Source organism: Streptomyces sp. NBC_01171 (assembly GCF_045039805.1).
Lineage (GTDB): Bacteria > Actinomycetota > Actinomycetes > Streptomycetales > Streptomycetaceae > Streptomyces.
The window spans coordinates 6252925-6268087 of record NZ_CP108609.1; the positions used below are offsets into that span (position 1 = coordinate 6252925).

Sequence of the window (15163 nt, forward strand, 5' to 3'; positions counted from 1 at the left end):
AGATCTTGACCTCGGGACCGGCCGGCCCGAGGATCGGCTCTCATGACACAGGGACACGGCAGCACCGTCGACGGAGTGCTGCGCCGCAGCGCCCGCCGCACCCCGGCACGCGTCGCGCTGAAGTACGGCGACCGCTCCTGGACCTACGCGGAACTCGACGACGCCGTCTCCCGCGCCGCCGCCCTGCTGCTGACCCAGGGTCTCGCCCAGGGCGACCGGGTCGCCGCCTACGGCCACAACTCCGACGCCTACCTCATCGCCTTCCTCGGCTGCGCCCGCGCGGGCCTCGTGCACGTCCCGGTCAACCAGAACCTCACCGGCGCCGACCTCGCCTATCTGCTCGACCAGTCCGGCAGCGTCCTCACCCTCACCGACCCGGCCCTCGCCGACCGGCTCCCGGCCGGCACCCGCACCCTGCCGCTGCGCGACGCCGACGGCTCCCTGCTCGCCCGGCTGGCCGGCACCGAGCCGTACGACGGGCCCGAGCCGCGCACCGAGGACCTCGTCCAACTGCTCTACACCTCCGGCACCACCGCGCTGCCCAAGGGCGCGATGATGACCCACCGGGCGCTCGTCCACGAGTACCTGAGCGCCATCACCGCCCTCGACCTGAGCGCCGGCGACCTGCCCGTCCACGCCCTGCCGCTCTACCACTCGGCACAGATGCACGTCTTCCTGCTGCCGTACCTCGCGGTCGGCGCGACCAACGTGATCCTCGACGCCCCCGACGGCGACCGCCTCCTCGACCTGGTCGAAGCGGGCCGCTGCGACAGCCTGTTCGCGCCGCCCACCGTGTGGATCGCACTCGCGGCCCGCCCCGACTTCTCCGAACGCGACCTGAGCGGGCTGCGCAAGGCGTACTACGGCGCCTCGATCATGCCGGTGCCCGTGCTGGAGAAGCTGCGCGAACGGCTGCCCAAGCTGGCCTTCTACAACTGCTTCGGACAGAGCGAGATCGGCCCGCTCGCCACCGTCCTCGCCCCCGACGAGCACAAGGGTCGCCTCGACTCCTGCGGCCGCACCGTGCTGTTCGTCGACGCCCGCGTGGTCGACGAGGACGGCGCGGAGGTGCCCGACGGCACCCCCGGCGAGATCGTCTACCGCTCGCCCCAGCTCTGCGAGGGCTACTGGGACAAGCCCGAGGAGACCGCCGACGCCTTCCGTGACGGCTGGTTCCACTCCGGCGACCTCGCGGTCCGCGACGCCGACGGCTACTTCACGATCGTCGACCGGGTGAAGGACGTCATCAACTCCGGCGGCGTGCTGGTCGCCTCCCGCCAGGTCGAGGACGCCCTCTACACCCACGACGCGGTCGCCGAGGCCGCCGTGATCGGGCTGCCCGACGAGCGCTGGATCGAGGCGGTCACCGCCGTCGTCGTGACCCGAGGCGAGGTCACCGAGGACGCGCTGATCGCCCACGTCCGCGAGCAACTCCCCGCCTTCAAGGCCCCGAAGCGTGTGCACTTCGTGCCCGTCCTCCCGCGCAACGCCAGCGGCAAGATCCTCAAGCGGGAGCTGCGCGACCAACTCGGCTAGCGCGGGCGGAGATCCACGATGCGGCGGATCTTGCCCACCGAGCGCTCCAGCGACTCCGGCTCCACGATCTCCACGGACACCGACACCCCGATGCCGTCCTTCGCCGCCGCCGCGATCGACCGGGCCGCCGCCTCCCGCACCTCCGGCGTGGCACCCGGACGCGCCTCCGCCCGTACGGTGAGCGCGTCCATGCGTCCCTCCCGCGTCAGCCGGAGCTGGAAGTGCGGCGCCACACCGGGGGTGCGCAGCACGATCTCCTCGATCTGGGTCGGGAACAGATTGACCCCGCGCAGGATCACCATGTCGTCGCTGCGCCCGGTGATCTTCTCCATCCGCCGGAACACCCGCGCCGTCCCCGGCAGCAGCCGGGTCAGGTCCCGCGTCCGGTAGCGGACGATCGGCATGGCCTCCTTGGTGAGCGAGGTGAACACCAGCTCGCCCCGCTCGCCCTCCGGGAGCACCTCACCGGTGAGGGGGTCCACCACCTCAGGATAGAAATGGTCCTCCCACACGTGCAGACCGTCCTTGGTCTCCACGCACTCCTGCGCCACGCCCGGACCGATCACCTCCGACAGCCCGTAGATGTCCACGGCGTCGATGGCGAACCGCTCCTCGATCTCCCGCCGCATGCTCTCCGTCCACGGCTCCGCGCCGAACACCCCCACCCGCAGCGAGGTCGAGCGCGGGTCCACGCCCTGCCGCTCGAACTCGTCCAGCAGCGTCAGCATGTACGAGGGGGTGACCATGATGACGCCGGGCCCGAGATCCTGGATCAGCCGCACCTGCCGGGACGTCATGCCCCCGGACGCGGGCACCACCGTGCACCCCAGTCGCTCGGCGCCATAGTGCGCGCCCAGTCCTCCGGTGAACAGGCCATAGCCGTACGCCACATGGACGATGTCACCGGGCCGGCCGCCCGCCGCCCGGATCGAGCGGGCCACCATGTCCGCCCACACCGAAAGGTCGTTGTCGGTGTAGCCCACCACCGTGGGCAGTCCTGTCGTGCCACTGGACGCGTGCAGCCGCCGCACCCGCTCCCTGGGCACCGCGAACATCCCGTACGGGTAGTTCGCCCGCAGGTCCGCCTTGGTGGTGAAGGGGAAGTGCGCGAGGTCCGCCAGCGAGCGGCAGTCCTCCGGGCGTACCCCCGCCTTGTCGAAGGACTCCCGGTAGAACGGCACATGGGCATAGGCGTGCCGCAGCGAGGCGCGCAGCCGCTCCAACTGGAGCGCCCGCAGCTCCTCGGGGCCGAGCCGCTCGCCCGCGTCCAGCAGGTCCGTCTCATCCGCCATCGGGGCATCCCTTCGCACGCGACACGCATCACGACACGCAATACGGACGACCGATCATTCGGTCGATCTTGCCGAGGCCAGTAATTCAGGCCGTCGGGCCCCGGGCAAGAGGCGGGCGGGGTTTTTTCCGTGCGCGACCCGTCGCCCGCGTACACCCACCCGCCACAAGGTCCCCCTCACGTGGCCTGTGCGGCGTCCTGGCCGGTCGCTAGGCTGAGCCGCGGACGACGTAACGGGAGGAGCACGGACGTGGCCGAGAGCACCATCCAGCAGCAGTCGCTCACGAGCTGGGACAAGCCGGACCTGGACCTCAGCGGGGCCGACTGGCAGTCCGGCAGCCGGGGTCTGGGCGATGTCCAGATCGCCTTCGTCGAGGGCTTCGTCGCCATGCGCAACAGCCGCCGCCCGGAGAGTCCCTCCCTGATCTTCACCCCCGCCGAATGGGGCGCCTTCGTCTCCGGGGCCCGCGAGGGCGAGTTCGACCTCACCTGACGCACCGGGCGGACCGGGACCGGAGCCGACCGGGGGTGTTCCGGCCGCGATTGCCCAACACGCGCCCCGCTGCGCCTTCGCGCGAGCGCCGCCTGAGCGAGGCTGGCCCCGACAAGAGGCCCGCCCCGGCAGGGGGGAGGCCGCGTCCCGGGAGGTGAGGAACGATGAGCGCTGTGCCGGTCATCGCCGCGGTCGACGGTTCCGAGGACAGCCTGCGCGCCCTCGACTGGGCCCTGGAGGCCGCCCGCCGCCGCGTCGCACCGCTGCGCGTGGTGCATGTGCGCCAGTACGCCGCCTGGGGCCAGGCCGACATCCTCGTCGCCGGCTCGCCCGACGACAGCGGCGACCCCGTACTCGACGAGGTCCGCGAGCGGCTCGCCGGCCTGCCCGACCTGCCCACCGTGGAGTACGTCGCCGTCGAGGGCGTACCCGGCGCGGTCCTGCCCGAACTCGGCGCCGACGCCCAGTTGCTGGTCCTCGGCTCACGCGGCCGGGGCGGCTTCGCCAGCCTGCTGCTGGGCTCCAACTCCGTCGCCGCCGCCCGCGACACCACCTGCCCGGTGGTCGTCGTCCCCCGCCCCGGCCGCGAGGTGCACGCCGAACCCCCGGCCGAACTTGGACGCCGGGTCGTCGTCGGACTCCACGTCGACAGCCCCGACGACGGCGTCCTCGGCTTCGCCTTCGCCGAGGCGTCGCTGCTCGGCGCCCGCCTCCAGGTGATCGCCGCCTACCCGTGGCCCGTACAGACCTGGTCGGTCCCCGGCCAGCTCGTGCCCCCGCCCATCGACCAGGTCGCCGTGGAGAGCGAGACCCGCGTCCTCGCCGAAGGCTTCCTCGACCCGCTGCGCGCCCAGTACCCCGGCGTCGACGCGGAGGCCGAGGCGCTGCCGGGCGACGCCGCCGGACATCTGGTCGCCCTCTCGGCGGGCGCCGACCTGGTCGTCGTCGGCCGCCACCGGCGCCGGCTGCTCGCGCCCACCCGCATGCTCGGCTCGGTCACCCAGGCGGTCCTGCTGCACGCGGCGAGCCCCATCGCCGTCGTACCCTCCAGTCCCGTCGAGGAGTGACCCCGCACAAGGCCGTGCCGGGAGGGCTCCCGCACGCCGCCGGGCCCCTCCGGGCACGTACCATTGGCGGCATGTCGTTCCTCCGCCGCCGCAGCGCCACTCCCGCCGGACCAGACTTCGACGTGCTGGCCATGGACCCCGGCGACTGGCCCGGCAACCTCGGCGCGGGCCTGCTGCCCGCCCCCGACGGAAGCTGCCAGGGCGTCTTCCTGCGCTACGACCTGTTCGGCGGCCGTGGCCCCGCCATGATCATCGGCAACCTCCCCGAGGGCTCCCCGGCCCGCGAGACCGCCGAGGGCGAGATCCCCTTCGAGGTCGCCCAGCTCCTGCTGGCGCTGGACAACGAGGAGGAGGTCACCGTCGTCGGTTCCGAGGACACCCCCGTCCTCCAGGGCGACAACCTGCTGATCGTCCGCCGCCTCAAGCTCTCCGAGGGCCGGATCTCCTGCGTGCAGTTCGACCGCAGTGACGGCGTCCTGGTGACCATCGCCGCCTGGGACCGCCCCATCACCGACGACCTGTACGCCCTGCTGAAGCCGCTCCCGGCGGAGCTGTTCCAGCAGGGCTGAGGCCCCCAGTACCTGTCGTCACATTCCCGCCTGCGGGGCGACGCCATGCACGCACTCTGGCCGCACCGGACGCGGGCCCACGTACGTCCAGTACGAGGGCCCGTGTCCGGCACGCCGAGAGCACGCACCTGACGCCGCCCCGCCCGCCCTTCGGGCGGACGCCGGGATTGTGACGACCGGGCCTAGCGGCGGGCGGCCGCCAGGTCCACGTCCGCCGCGCGGACGAACCCGACCCGGTGGCCGTACTGGATCTCGTAGTACAGGTCCTTGCCGGTGATCACCCGGTGCGAGTCCTCGGTGAAGGTGACCGCGTAGTAGTACTCGCCCGGCATCCGGTCACCGACGACGTACTTCTGCCCGGCCGGGATCGTGTACGGCAGCGGCACTACCGACTGCGCCGGGACGCCCGCCGGGTACGCCTCCTTCTCCGGGTAGGCGCGGCCGTACACCGGGACGCTCGCCAGACCCGCCTTCGGGGTGATCGTGAGTCCGGACGCGGGGACCGCGGTGGGCTCGCGGTGCGGGTTCCGGAACCACGCCTTCTGCCCCAGGTACCAGATCGCCGTCCAGTCGCCCCAGCGGTCCGCGACCACGTACTGCTGACCGGTGGAGACCCGTGAGGACAGGTCGTTGACCCCGTCGGTCGGCTGCGTGCCCAGGCCGATGTCCTTGATCAGCGGCGCGTGCACATCGTGGTCGGAGTACAGCCGCACCTCGCCCGAACCGTGCGCCGGGCACGGCTCGCCCTTCGTCGTGCAGCCCGTGTACACCGGCTGGTTGGCCGCGTAGTCCGGCAGGATCGTCACCAGGCCGGAACGGCTGGTGCCGGTGCGCTTGAAGGGGTGGCCGAGCAACTGGAAGTAGTGCCGCCAGTCCCAGTACGGGCCCGGGTCGGTGTGCATGCCAGGGATGGTGGAGGCCGTCGGGCCGGGCACGTTCTCGTGGCCCAGGATGTGCTGCCGGTCCAGCGGCACGCCGTACGCACGGGACAGGTACTTCACCAGCCGGGCCGAGGAGCGGTACATCGCCTCCGTGTACCAGGCGTCCGGGTCGGTGAGGAAACCCTCGTGCTCGATGCCCACGGAGCGGGCGTTCACATCCCAGTTCCCCGCGTGCCAGGCGACGTCCTTCGCCTTCACATGCTGGGCGATCAGCCCATCGGTCGAGCGGATCGTGTAGTTCCAGGACACATAGGTCGGGTCCTGGATCAGGTTCATGACCCCGTCCCAGCCGCCCTCGGTGTCGTGGATGACGATGTACTTCACGCGCTGGGCGGCCGGGCGGACGCCGAGGTCGTGGTTGCCGTAGTCGTTGTCCCCGAACTCCTCGTACGGCGCCGGGACGGACACACAGGACACCGACTTCGGGCACTCGACATCACCGGCGGGCGCGGTGCGCAGACCCGCCCGGTTCAACTGGGCCGTGTCGGGCTGGAGTTGCGGACTCGCCTTCAGCTCGACCTGCTGGCCGGCGTCGGTGGTGCGCTGCTCGCCGGTGCGCAGCACGTCGTACACGTCGTTCGCGTACGCGGCGGCGGTCGCCGTGTCGTCGGCGGCGGAGAAGCGGGCCACCGCGCCGTACCAGGCGGCCGGGTCGGAGCTGAGCGGCTCGCCCAGCTCGCGCTGCGCGGCCGCCAGCAGTGCGGCGCCGCCGGCGATGTTGGCCGCCGGGTCGGTACGCAGCTCGGCCGCCGGGAGACCGGTCAGCTCCGCCGCGCGGCGCAGCGTGGTCAGCCGGGCGGGCAGCTTCGACAGGGCGGGCGCCTCGGCCTTGGGGTGGAGCGCGGGGCGGGCGTCGTCACCCCGGGCGTCCTCGGTGCCCTCCGCGTGGTGCTCGGTCGCGGCCAGCGCGGTACGCGCGTCGGTCAGGTGCATCGGGCCGTAGCCGCCGCTGACGCTGGGCGCCCCGGCGTGCGCGTCCCAGCGGGACTGGAGGTAGGAGACGGCCAGCAGGACGCTCTGGGGTACGCGGTACTCGGCGGCCGCACTGCCGAAGGCGCGCTGGAGTTGGCCGGCCGGGGGAGCGGTGGGCGCCGCCGGGGCGGCGCCGAGCAGCGGCAGCACCATGGCGGCCGTGGCGAGCGTTCCGGCGGTCCGCTTCAGGCGTCTGACGCCGGGTGCGGACGACGGGTCGGGGGCGAATCCTCGCAATGCGGCCTCCTGTGACGGGCGGGGCGTGGCGGGACGGGCGGCGCCGAGCTGGGTCAGTGGTACCGGCTTGCCGACGATCCGTCAATGATGCCCTCGGGAAGATGATTTCCCACGTCACACCGGGTTTCGGGCGAGTTTCGCGCTGATGGGGCGCGGGCCTGCGGGGCGTCAGTGGCGTATACCAGTGACCCCTCGCCCCATAGGCCCGGCACCCGGAACCGCGGTGCGCCGCCGCTCAGGCGCACCGCGGTGCTCTTGGCCCGTTTGAGGACGTGGCCGCGAAGTCCACCCCTGCCCTCCGGGCGGACGGCGCTACTTCGCGGACACGACCTAGCGGGTGCCGACCGCCGCGCGCACGGCCCGGCGGGCCATGTGGCAGTCGTCGTGCAGCCTCCGCAGGAGCAGGCGCTGTTCCTCACCGGAGGGGGTCACACCCGAGGGGACCGGGGCCGGGGGGGTGCCGTGCATCGAGCGCTGTACGGCCGTCTCATAGGCGCGGATCTCGCGGGTCAGCACCAGCATCAGGTTGACCAGGAAGGCGTCGCGCGAGGCCGGGCCGCCCGACTGGGCGAGCTGGCTGATCTGACGGCGCGCGTCCGGGGCGTCCCCGAGGACCAGCCAGAGGGTGGCCAGGTCGTACCCCGGCAGGTACCAGCCCGCGTGCTCCCAGTCGACCAGCACCGGGCCGGCCGGGGACATCAGGATGTTGGAGAGCAGCGCGTCGCCGTGGCAGAACTGGCCCATGCCCTGGCGGCCCGCCGCGTGCGCGATTCCGTGCAGCAGCTTCTGGAGGTCGCCGAGGTCGCGGTCGGTGAGCAGTCCCAGCTCGTGATAGCGGGAGATGCGGTCCGCGTAGTCCAGCGGCGCGCCGAAGGTGCCCGCCGGGGGCCGCCAGCCGTTCAGCCGGCAGATCGCGCCGAGCGCGGCCCGGATGTCCGCGCGCGGGGGCGCCTCCAGCGGGTGGCGGCGGTGCGAGGCCACCCGGCCGGGCATCCGCTCGATCACCAGCGTGCAGTTGTCCGGGTCGGCCGCGATCAGCCGCGGCACGCGCACCGGCGGACGGTGCCGGACGAAGGAGCGGTAGGCAGCTATTTCGTGCCGGACCCGTTCCGCCGCCGCGGGTGCGTGGTCCAGCAGGCACTTGGCGACCGCCGTGCTGCGGCCGGTCGTCCCCACGAAGGTGACGGAACGTGGGCTGCGGCGGAGCACCTGCACCGGGGCGAACTCCGGGCAGATCCGCTGCACCGACGCGATGGCGGTGCGGAGCTGGGCGCCCTGCGGGCCGGACAGGTCCAGCCTGCCGCTGAGCGGCTGGGAGCCGGGCTGCCCGGGAATGCGTGGTGCCCGGCCCACGCCCAGGAGGGGTGCTCCGGGTCGCGCCGCCGGGTCCAGATACGGTCCGCCGCCCACGGGGCGGGGACGTGGTGGCCGGGGCGGGGCGGACACGGAGGACGATGCTGCGTACATGGGAGATACAGATCCCTTCGTGTGCCTGCTGTGCCTGCCTGTGCGTCGCTTGTCACGAGCTGTGCGCCCACCCGGCCCGGTCGTCCCCGGCACACCCTGGGGAGTGTCCCTGGGCGGCCGGGCCGGGGTGGCGCTTTCCTACCTGACACCCGACGCCCACTGGCACACCATCTGGCGCACCCTGGCGAACCCTGGCGAATAGTCGCCCGGCAACTTGCACGGGGCTACTGTCAACTCAGCCGAGAACCTGGGGGCTTGACGTGAGCGGACAACCCAACACCCGCTTTGCGGACCTGTTCGGCATGGCCGGCTGGTCCAAGGGCGAACTCGCGCGACTGGTCAACAGGCAGGCGGCGGCCATGGGCCACCCCCAACTGTCGACGGACACCTCGCGGGTACGGCGTTGGATCGACATGGGAGAGATCCCGCGCGATCCGGTGCCGAGGGTGCTGGCGGCTCTGTTCACCGAGCGTCTCGGCCGTGTCGTGACCATGGAGGACCTTGGTCTGGTACGGCACGGGCGTGCGGGGAAACGGCAGGGCGACGGGAAGAGCGAAGATCCCGACGGCGTGCTGTGGGCGCCCGAACGAACCGCCGCGGTCCTCACCGAATTCACGGGAATGGACCTCATGCTCAACCGACGCGGCTTGGTGGGCGCGGGTGCCGCGCTCGCCGCGGGAGCCACACTCAGCAGCGCCATGCACGACTGGTTGCACACCGACCCCACGCTCCGGGCCGACGCCCCCGACCTCGACAACCCACTGCACGCGGAACCCGCCGGATTCGACCGCTACGAGGCCGCGCCCATCGGGTCCCAGGAGGTCGAGGAACTGGAGGGCTCGGTCAAGGTGTTCCGGGCCTGGGACGCCGCCCGTGGCGGCGGCCTCCAGCGCAAGGCGGTCGTGGGCCAGCTCAACGAGGTGGGCGGCATGCTCGCCTACCACCATCCACCCCAGCTCCAGCGGCGCCTGTGGGGCGTCGCCGCCAACCTCGCGGTCCTGGCGGGCTGGATGTCCCACGACGTGGGTCTGGAGCCCACGGCGCAGAAGTACTTCGTCATCGCCACGCACGCCGCGCACGAGGGCGGCGACCGCCCCCGCGCCGGGGAAGCGTTGTCGCGGGCGGCCCGCCAGATGGTGCATCTGGGCCGCCCGGACGACGCCATGGACCTGATGAAGCTGGCCCAGTCCGGCTCGGGGGAGGAGCTCCAGCCCAGAACCAAGGCCATGTTCCACACCATCGAGGCGTGGGCGCAGGCGGCGATGGGCCGGGGCCAGGCGATGCGCCGTACCCTCGGCCAGGCCGAGGACCTGTTCGTCTCCGACCGCCAGGAGACCCGGCAGCCGGACTGGATGCAGACCTTCAAGGACGAGGATCTGTACGGCATGCAGGCCCTCGCCTACCGCACGCTCGCCGAGCACGACCCGAGCGCGGCCGTGCACGCCCAGCACTACGCCCAGAAGGCGCTGGCCCTCAGGACCGACGGGCGGGAGCGGTCGAAGATCTTCGACCATCTCTCCATGGCCTCGGCCTGCTTCATCGCGGACGACCCCGAACAGGCGGACCGGTACGCCCGGTTGGCGCTGATGGCGATGGGAGCCAACTCCTCCCGCCGCACCTGGGACCGGCTGCGCGAGATGTACCGGCTCACCGCCGAGTACGCGAGCTACCCGAAGGTCGGTGAACTGCGGGAGGAGATCAGGCAGGCCCTGCCCAAGCCTAGGAGCCGCAACGGAGGCGCGGCACCGGCGTAGGAAAAGGACCGGGCTACCCGGAGACCCTGACGACGAGCACACAGGCGTCGCCGTCCTGCCCCGCGCCCAGCTCCCCGGCCAGCAACCGCACGCACTCCCGCGCGGTACGGGCCGTGCTCAGGCGTGGGCCGAGACCGAGCAGACGTTCCACATCCGGCTCGCCCAGCGGCTCGGTGTGCAGCAGAAGCAAGTCACCCGGTCGCAGGCTGAGTTCAGCCTGTCCGTAAGGGGCGTCTGCGCCCGGTGGCGGGTCGTCCGGAGCGGCCGGCCGACGGCCCGTCCCGTCGCGGAACAGCAACGGGACGGGCCGCCCGGACCGCGCCCAGGTGAAGGTACGGTTCTGCGGCTCGTAATGGCAGCAGACCGCACCGCGTAACGAGGTGGTGGTGCCCAACTGGTCCAGTATGGCCAGCAGTCGACTGGGAGGGGTGTTCGCCAAAGCCAGGCCGTGCACGGCGCCGAGCAGTGTGGCGGCGTCCGGGCCGGTGAGGGAGCCGACACTCAACAGGGCGGCTCCGCCGGGTAGTTCCAGCACGTCGCACCAGTCGGCCGCCGCCGTGACGGGCGGTGCGCCGGGCAGGTGGTGTGCCGCGAGATCGAGAGTCGGCGGCCCCTGAAGAGGAGGCCGGCGGGCAGGAGGCGGGCCCGAGGCCGCGCCCACCGACCGCCCCTGCGGGCGGAGTTCGCTCATGTCCCGGATCACGGCCCACATGGAGACGGCGCCGCCGTCCGTGCCCAGTACGGGCGCGCCCCTCATGTGCACGGTCCGTACGGAGTCGTCGGGCCGCCGCACGCGGAACTCGCCGTCGATCGGCCGGGCGTCCACCAGGCAGCCCGTCACCATGGCGGTGAGGCGGGGCCGGTCCTCCTCGTGGACCAGCGCCGGGAGTTCGTCCAGGGTGAGCGCGGGCACGGAGGGGTCCAGGCCGAGAATGCGGTACAGCTCCACCGACCAGTCGGCCTCGTCCGTGAGGAGCCCCCACTCCGCCCGGCCCACCTGGCCGAACGGCGTGCCCTCGGCATGCCCGGCGGGTGGGCGGTCCGCGGAGACTGGGGGTGGCATGACGCACTCCGAGGGGACGGTAGGGCCAGGGGGAACGGGGGGACCGCTACGACTGTGGCACAGCCCGCGATGCCTCGTAAGGGATTTGGCAACACACGATACGAGGGTGCTTCGGGCATATGCCAGAGTCTTTCCGGAGTGGTCCGTGCGGTCCCGGAGGCTAAGCGTCGCGCCGGTCAAGTCGTAGCCTGGGTACGGGATTTGACCCAAGCGCGTAGACCCCGACGTGGCACTCGGGCATGCGTTCGCCGCTCACCTGTTCCTACTCGTCAGCCGAGGCCGATCGCCTTGTCGGCCTTCGCGCGCGTCGGCTGCCACCACGTCGTCACCGGCTCCCAGACCCGGATCTCCCGCCCGGTGCCGAGCCGCGCGGCCGGGAAGTCACGGCCCCACTGGGACGCCGAGGCCGACACCCCGAGCGAGGGGGAGCGCCGCGCCTCCGGGTCGGACGGATCGCCGATGGTGCGCACCGCCCCGTAGGCGGTCTTGCCGGCGTCCAGCCGGTAGGTGCCCCGGCCGCCCTCCGGCGTCGGCAGCGCCGCCCCGTCCAGATCACCGAAGGTGATCGTCGGGACCCGGTCCACGAGACAGGCGCGGGAGGTGGAGTTGGTCACCGAGAAGCGGACGACGCTCGTCCTCCCCTCCACCGCCTTGGCGTGGATGGCGAGCGCCTTCGCGGCACACCGGGCGGGCGCGGCCTGGTGCTGCGGGGCCGCCTGGCCGGGCGCGGCGGCCAGCAGCAGGGCGGCGGAGGCGGCGAGGACGGGCACGGTGTGGACGGTACGGATACGCATGAAGGGGTCCCCCTGTCACGATCGGGTCCGGTCGGCGGGCTGAGGCCGCGCCTACCCGGTGTGACGCTGGACATGACGTCGGAGTTGCAGCCTCACCCTTCGCTCACGGGTCCGTCGACACGGTGGAGCTCCACGCCTTCCCGTCCGCCGGGCACGAGCTGCCGTTGGGCGGCAGCGTGCCGTACATCAGGAAGTCGTCGACCTTGCGGTGCACACACTTGGACGAGGTGTATCCGGTGTGCCCGTCGCCCTTGTTGTCGAGCACCACGGCCGAGGACCCCAGCCGCCGTGCCGTCTCCTCGGCCCAGCGGTACGGCGTCGCCGGGTCGCCGCGCGTGCCGACCAGCAGCATCCGCGAGGACGGCACGTCCTTCACCGCGTCCCTGATGTAGTCGGTGCCCTTCGGGCGGCCGTAGCACATCAGCAACTGGGTGAGCCGGTAGCGGCCGAAGACCGGGGACGCGGCGTCGTAGGAGGCCCGCAGGTCGGTGAGGTCCTTGGTGAGCCGGGCGGCGGTGGGCCGGTCCGGGTCGTCCGCGCAGTTGATCGCCATCAGCGCGGCCGTGAGGTTGTCGATCGGCACCTGCCCCGGATCGGTCAGGCCGCCGTCGCTCCTGCCGGACCCGCTCGCCCGCATCGGCAGCCCGAAGCCGCTCGAGGCGAAGCTGAGCACCCGGCGCGCGTCCCCGTCCTCCACCAGCGTGGCGAGCGCCCGCTCCAGCGACGGCCACAGCTCCTTGCTGTACAGGCCCTGCCCGATGGCGCCGACCAGGTCCTGCCCGGAGAAGGTGCCGCCGAAGTCGGTCGGTACGGGGTTCTCGTCCAGCGAGCGCACGAGCTGGAGCACCTGGGCGTCCGCCGCCCGCCGGTCCTGGCCGAACGGGCAGCCCACGTCCGTCACGCACCAGTCCAGGAAGCCCTCCAGCGCCGTCTGCTGCCCCTGGGCCCCCGCGACGCCCTGCTCGGACAGCGGTTCGGTCAGCGTGTCCACCCCGTCCAGGGCCATCCTGCCGACCTTGCGCGGGAACTGCGCCGCGTACACGGCGCCGAGCCGGGTGCCGTAGGAGAAGCCCAGGTAGTCCAGCTTCTTCTGGCCGAGGGCCTGGCGGATGACGTCCATGTCGCGGGCCGCGTTCACGGTGCCTATGTGCCCCAGCACCGGCCCGGAGTGCTTGGCGCACAGCTCCGCGGACTGCCGCAGCAGGGTCATGAGCTGCTGCGGGCTGTTGACGTCGACACTGGCGTCCGAGCCGGCCGAGTCGGACGAGTCCGACGGGGGCTCCTCACCCACGCCGCAGCTCACGGGGGAGGACCGGCCGACCCCGCGCGGGTCGAAGGCGACCACGTCGGAGCCGTTGGTGAGGTCCATGAACTCCTTGCCGCCAGCCGCGAGCTGGTTCACCCCCGAGGCGCCGGGTCCGCCGAAGTTCAGCAGTACCGCGCGGTGCCCGGAGCCGGTCGCCCGGTAGCGGGCCAGCGCCAGATCGAGCGTGCCCGCACCCGGGTGCGCGTAGTCCAGCGGGACGGTCACCTTGCCGCACTGGAGATCCTTCGGCATGTCCGGGCCCGTGCAGCGGCCCCAGGCGACCTTCTGTTCGTAGAAGCGGGCCATGCCGGCCCGGTCGGACCGGGACTCGGCGGCCACCGCCGCGGGCAGGCTCGCGCCGACCAGCGCCAGGGCGAGCACTCCCGCACCCGCGCCGCGCCGTACGGCGGACCGTCTGGACTGCTGCTTCACCTTGGCCGGCATCGCTCGCCTCCCAGAGCGCCACCGCTCTGAACAGGGGCGGCGCCGTCCTCACCATAAGCGGCCCCCGCACCGGTCGCCTCCCGGCCGTCCGGGCGTCACCTCCGGCCCGGTGCCGCCGGGCTCACCTCCTCCGGCCGGGTGAACGGTCCACCTATCCGCGTGGATGACGCGACAACGGCTTGACGTGCGGTTCGAACGATCGTGCCCCCCGAACGGGTGAAAGCCGCACAGGCCATAACCCGAACGGTCCGTACGCGTTCTATGTGGTGCGGGTGACTGCCCGCTACGACTTCTGGAAGGCAGGGAACCTATGAAACGGGCTACCCGAAACGGTGTGATCGGCGTCGCCGCCGCCTCCGGTGCCATGGCCATGGCCATGCCCGTCTCCGCCGCTTTCGCGGCTGGTGGTGCCACCGCCGACGGCGCCGCTGTCGGCTCGCCCGGTGTGCTCTCCGGCAACACCGTCCAGGCCCCGGTCAGCATCCCGCTGAACGTGTGCGGCAACAGCGTCGACGTGGTCGGGCTCCTCAACCCGGCTTTCGGCAACTCCTGCGCGAACACCGGTTCCGACAACGGCGGCGCGGTGACCAACGGCGGCTCCGGCAGCAGTACCGGTGGCAGCAACGCCGGCGATGTGGGGGGTGGCGGCGCCACGGCGCACAGCGTCACCCAGGGCTCGCCCGGCGTGCTCTCCGGCAACGGCATCCAGTTGCCGGTCGACATCCCGGTGAACGCCTGCGGCAACAGTGTGGACGTCGTCGGCGCCCTGAACCCGGCCTTCGGCAACCACTGCGAGAACCACTCCGAGGCGCCGACCCCACCGCCGGTGGCGCCGCCCGCGCCGCCCAGGCACCAGCCCCCGGCCCCGCCGAAGCACCAGCCCCCGGCGCCGCCGAAGACCGTGGTGCCGCCCACCCACCAGGCACCGCCCAGCCTGGCGCACACCGGATCGGACTTCGCCGCCCCGGCGCTGGCCGGCAGCGCCGCCTTCCTGGTGGCGGGCGCGGCCCTGTACCGGCGTTTCCGCCCGGACAGCCTGCGCTGATCCCGCTCCACCGCACGGCCCCACCGACCCAGCACCACTCGGTGGGGCCTTTGTAGTGCCTGCGCCCGGTACGCGCACGGCCCGTCCGGTCCCGGCGTGACGCGGGGCCGCCCGATCGGGAAGGATGCGGCGCGAGCGACCGTGCCGTACGCCCTCGCGGGCGGGCCCGGCCGCGTCCCCGACC

At 72.7% G+C, this 15163-nt stretch carries 12 protein-coding genes; 6 read left to right on the top strand and 6 right to left on the bottom strand.

All coding sequences use genetic code 11. The features are described from left to right. Nucleotides 1-42: 42 nt before the first annotated feature. A complete protein-coding gene (locus OG448_RS28960; protein ID WP_405558178.1) occupies nt 43-1536 on the top strand; it encodes an acyl-CoA synthetase in 1494 nt (497 codons plus the stop codon). Here the strand turns inward: OG448_RS28960 and paaK are convergent. Further along, nucleotides 1533-2828 carry a phenylacetate--CoA ligase PaaK gene (paaK, locus tag OG448_RS28965; protein WP_405558179.1) on the bottom strand — a complete coding sequence of 432 codons (1296 nt, stop codon included), beginning with the start codon at nt 2826-2828 and terminating at the stop codon, nt 1533-1535. The genes OG448_RS28960 and paaK overlap by 4 nt on opposite strands. Nucleotides 2829-3077: 249 nt before the next feature. Between paaK and OG448_RS28970 the strand changes: the two genes are divergently transcribed. The 3 genes from OG448_RS28970 (at nt 3078) to OG448_RS28980 (ending at nt 4956) form a co-directional block, all read left to right on the top strand. After that, nucleotides 3078-3320, top strand: coding sequence for a DUF397 domain-containing protein (locus OG448_RS28970; RefSeq protein ID WP_405558180.1), 243 nt, complete (start codon nt 3078-3080; stop codon nt 3318-3320). 164 nt (nt 3321-3484) lie between these two features. After that, on the top strand, nt 3485-4387 hold the full coding sequence (locus OG448_RS28975; protein ID WP_405558181.1) for a universal stress protein: 903 nt from the start codon (nt 3485-3487) through the stop codon (nt 4385-4387). Nucleotides 4388-4458: 71 nt separating this feature from the next. Next, on the top strand, nt 4459-4956 hold the full coding sequence (locus OG448_RS28980; protein ID WP_086695114.1) for a hypothetical protein: 498 nt from the start codon (nt 4459-4461) through the stop codon (nt 4954-4956). A gap of 182 nt (nt 4957-5138) precedes the next feature. Here OG448_RS28980 and OG448_RS28985 read toward each other — a convergent pair whose 3' ends face one another. Together OG448_RS28985 and OG448_RS28990 are read right to left on the bottom strand one after the other, a co-directional pair. Next, nucleotides 5139-7106 carry an N-acetylmuramoyl-L-alanine amidase gene (locus OG448_RS28985; protein ID WP_405558184.1) on the bottom strand — a complete coding sequence of 656 codons (1968 nt, stop codon included), beginning with the start codon at nt 7104-7106 and terminating at the stop codon, nt 5139-5141. 330 nt (nt 7107-7436) lie between these two features. Further along, complete coding sequence (locus tag OG448_RS28990; RefSeq protein WP_405558185.1) at nt 7437-8573, bottom strand: aminoglycoside phosphotransferase family protein; 1137 nt, start codon at nt 8571-8573, stop codon at nt 7437-7439. Between the two features lie 260 nt (nt 8574-8833). Between OG448_RS28990 and OG448_RS28995 the strand changes: the two genes are divergently transcribed. After that, entirely contained in the window at nt 8834-10327 is a 1494-nt protein-coding gene (locus OG448_RS28995) for a hypothetical protein (protein WP_405558187.1), read from the top strand. A 13-nt stretch (nt 10328-10340) separates the two neighbouring features. Here OG448_RS28995 and OG448_RS29000 read toward each other — a convergent pair whose 3' ends face one another. From OG448_RS29000 to OG448_RS29010, 3 genes are all read right to left on the bottom strand, one after another. Further along, entirely contained in the window at nt 10341-11390 is a 1050-nt protein-coding gene (locus OG448_RS29000) for a SpoIIE family protein phosphatase (protein ID WP_405558189.1), read from the bottom strand. A gap of 269 nt (nt 11391-11659) precedes the next feature. Beyond that, on the bottom strand, nt 11660-12184 hold the full coding sequence (locus OG448_RS29005) for a DUF4232 domain-containing protein (RefSeq protein WP_405558190.1): 525 nt from the start codon (nt 12182-12184) through the stop codon (nt 11660-11662). A 103-nt stretch (nt 12185-12287) separates the two neighbouring features. Next, a complete protein-coding gene (locus OG448_RS29010) occupies nt 12288-13934 on the bottom strand; it encodes an alpha/beta hydrolase (protein ID WP_405558192.1) in 1647 nt (548 codons plus the stop codon). A 310-nt stretch (nt 13935-14244) separates the two neighbouring features. Between OG448_RS29010 and OG448_RS29015 the strand changes: the two genes are divergently transcribed. Continuing rightward, entirely contained in the window at nt 14245-14979 is a 735-nt protein-coding gene (locus OG448_RS29015; RefSeq protein WP_405558194.1) for a chaplin, read from the top strand. The last annotated feature ends 184 nt before the right edge of the window (nt 14980-15163 follow it).

Excerpts from the sequence above, each read along its gene's own strand:
- OG448_RS29000 (WP_405558189.1), bottom strand. The coding sequence starts at position 11,390 with ATGCCACCCCCAGTCTCCGCGGACCGCCCACCCGCCGGGCATGCCGAG.
- OG448_RS29010 (WP_405558192.1), bottom strand. The coding sequence starts at position 13,934 with ATGCCGGCCAAGGTGAAGCAGCAGTCCAGACGGTCCGCCGTACGGCGC.
- OG448_RS29005 (WP_405558190.1), bottom strand. The coding sequence starts at position 12,184 with ATGCGTATCCGTACCGTCCACACCGTGCCCGTCCTCGCCGCCTCCGCC.
- OG448_RS28975 (WP_405558181.1), top strand. The coding sequence starts at position 3,485 with ATGAGCGCTGTGCCGGTCATCGCCGCGGTCGACGGTTCCGAGGACAGC.
- OG448_RS28980 (WP_086695114.1), top strand. The coding sequence starts at position 4,459 with ATGTCGTTCCTCCGCCGCCGCAGCGCCACTCCCGCCGGACCAGACTTC.
- OG448_RS28960 (WP_405558178.1), top strand. The coding sequence starts at position 43 with ATGACACAGGGACACGGCAGCACCGTCGACGGAGTGCTGCGCCGCAGC.
- paaK (WP_405558179.1), bottom strand. The coding sequence starts at position 2,828 with ATGGCGGATGAGACGGACCTGCTGGACGCGGGCGAGCGGCTCGGCCCC.
- OG448_RS28990 (WP_405558185.1), bottom strand. The coding sequence starts at position 8,573 with ATGTACGCAGCATCGTCCTCCGTGTCCGCCCCGCCCCGGCCACCACGT.
- OG448_RS29015 (WP_405558194.1), top strand. The coding sequence starts at position 14,245 with ATGAAACGGGCTACCCGAAACGGTGTGATCGGCGTCGCCGCCGCCTCC.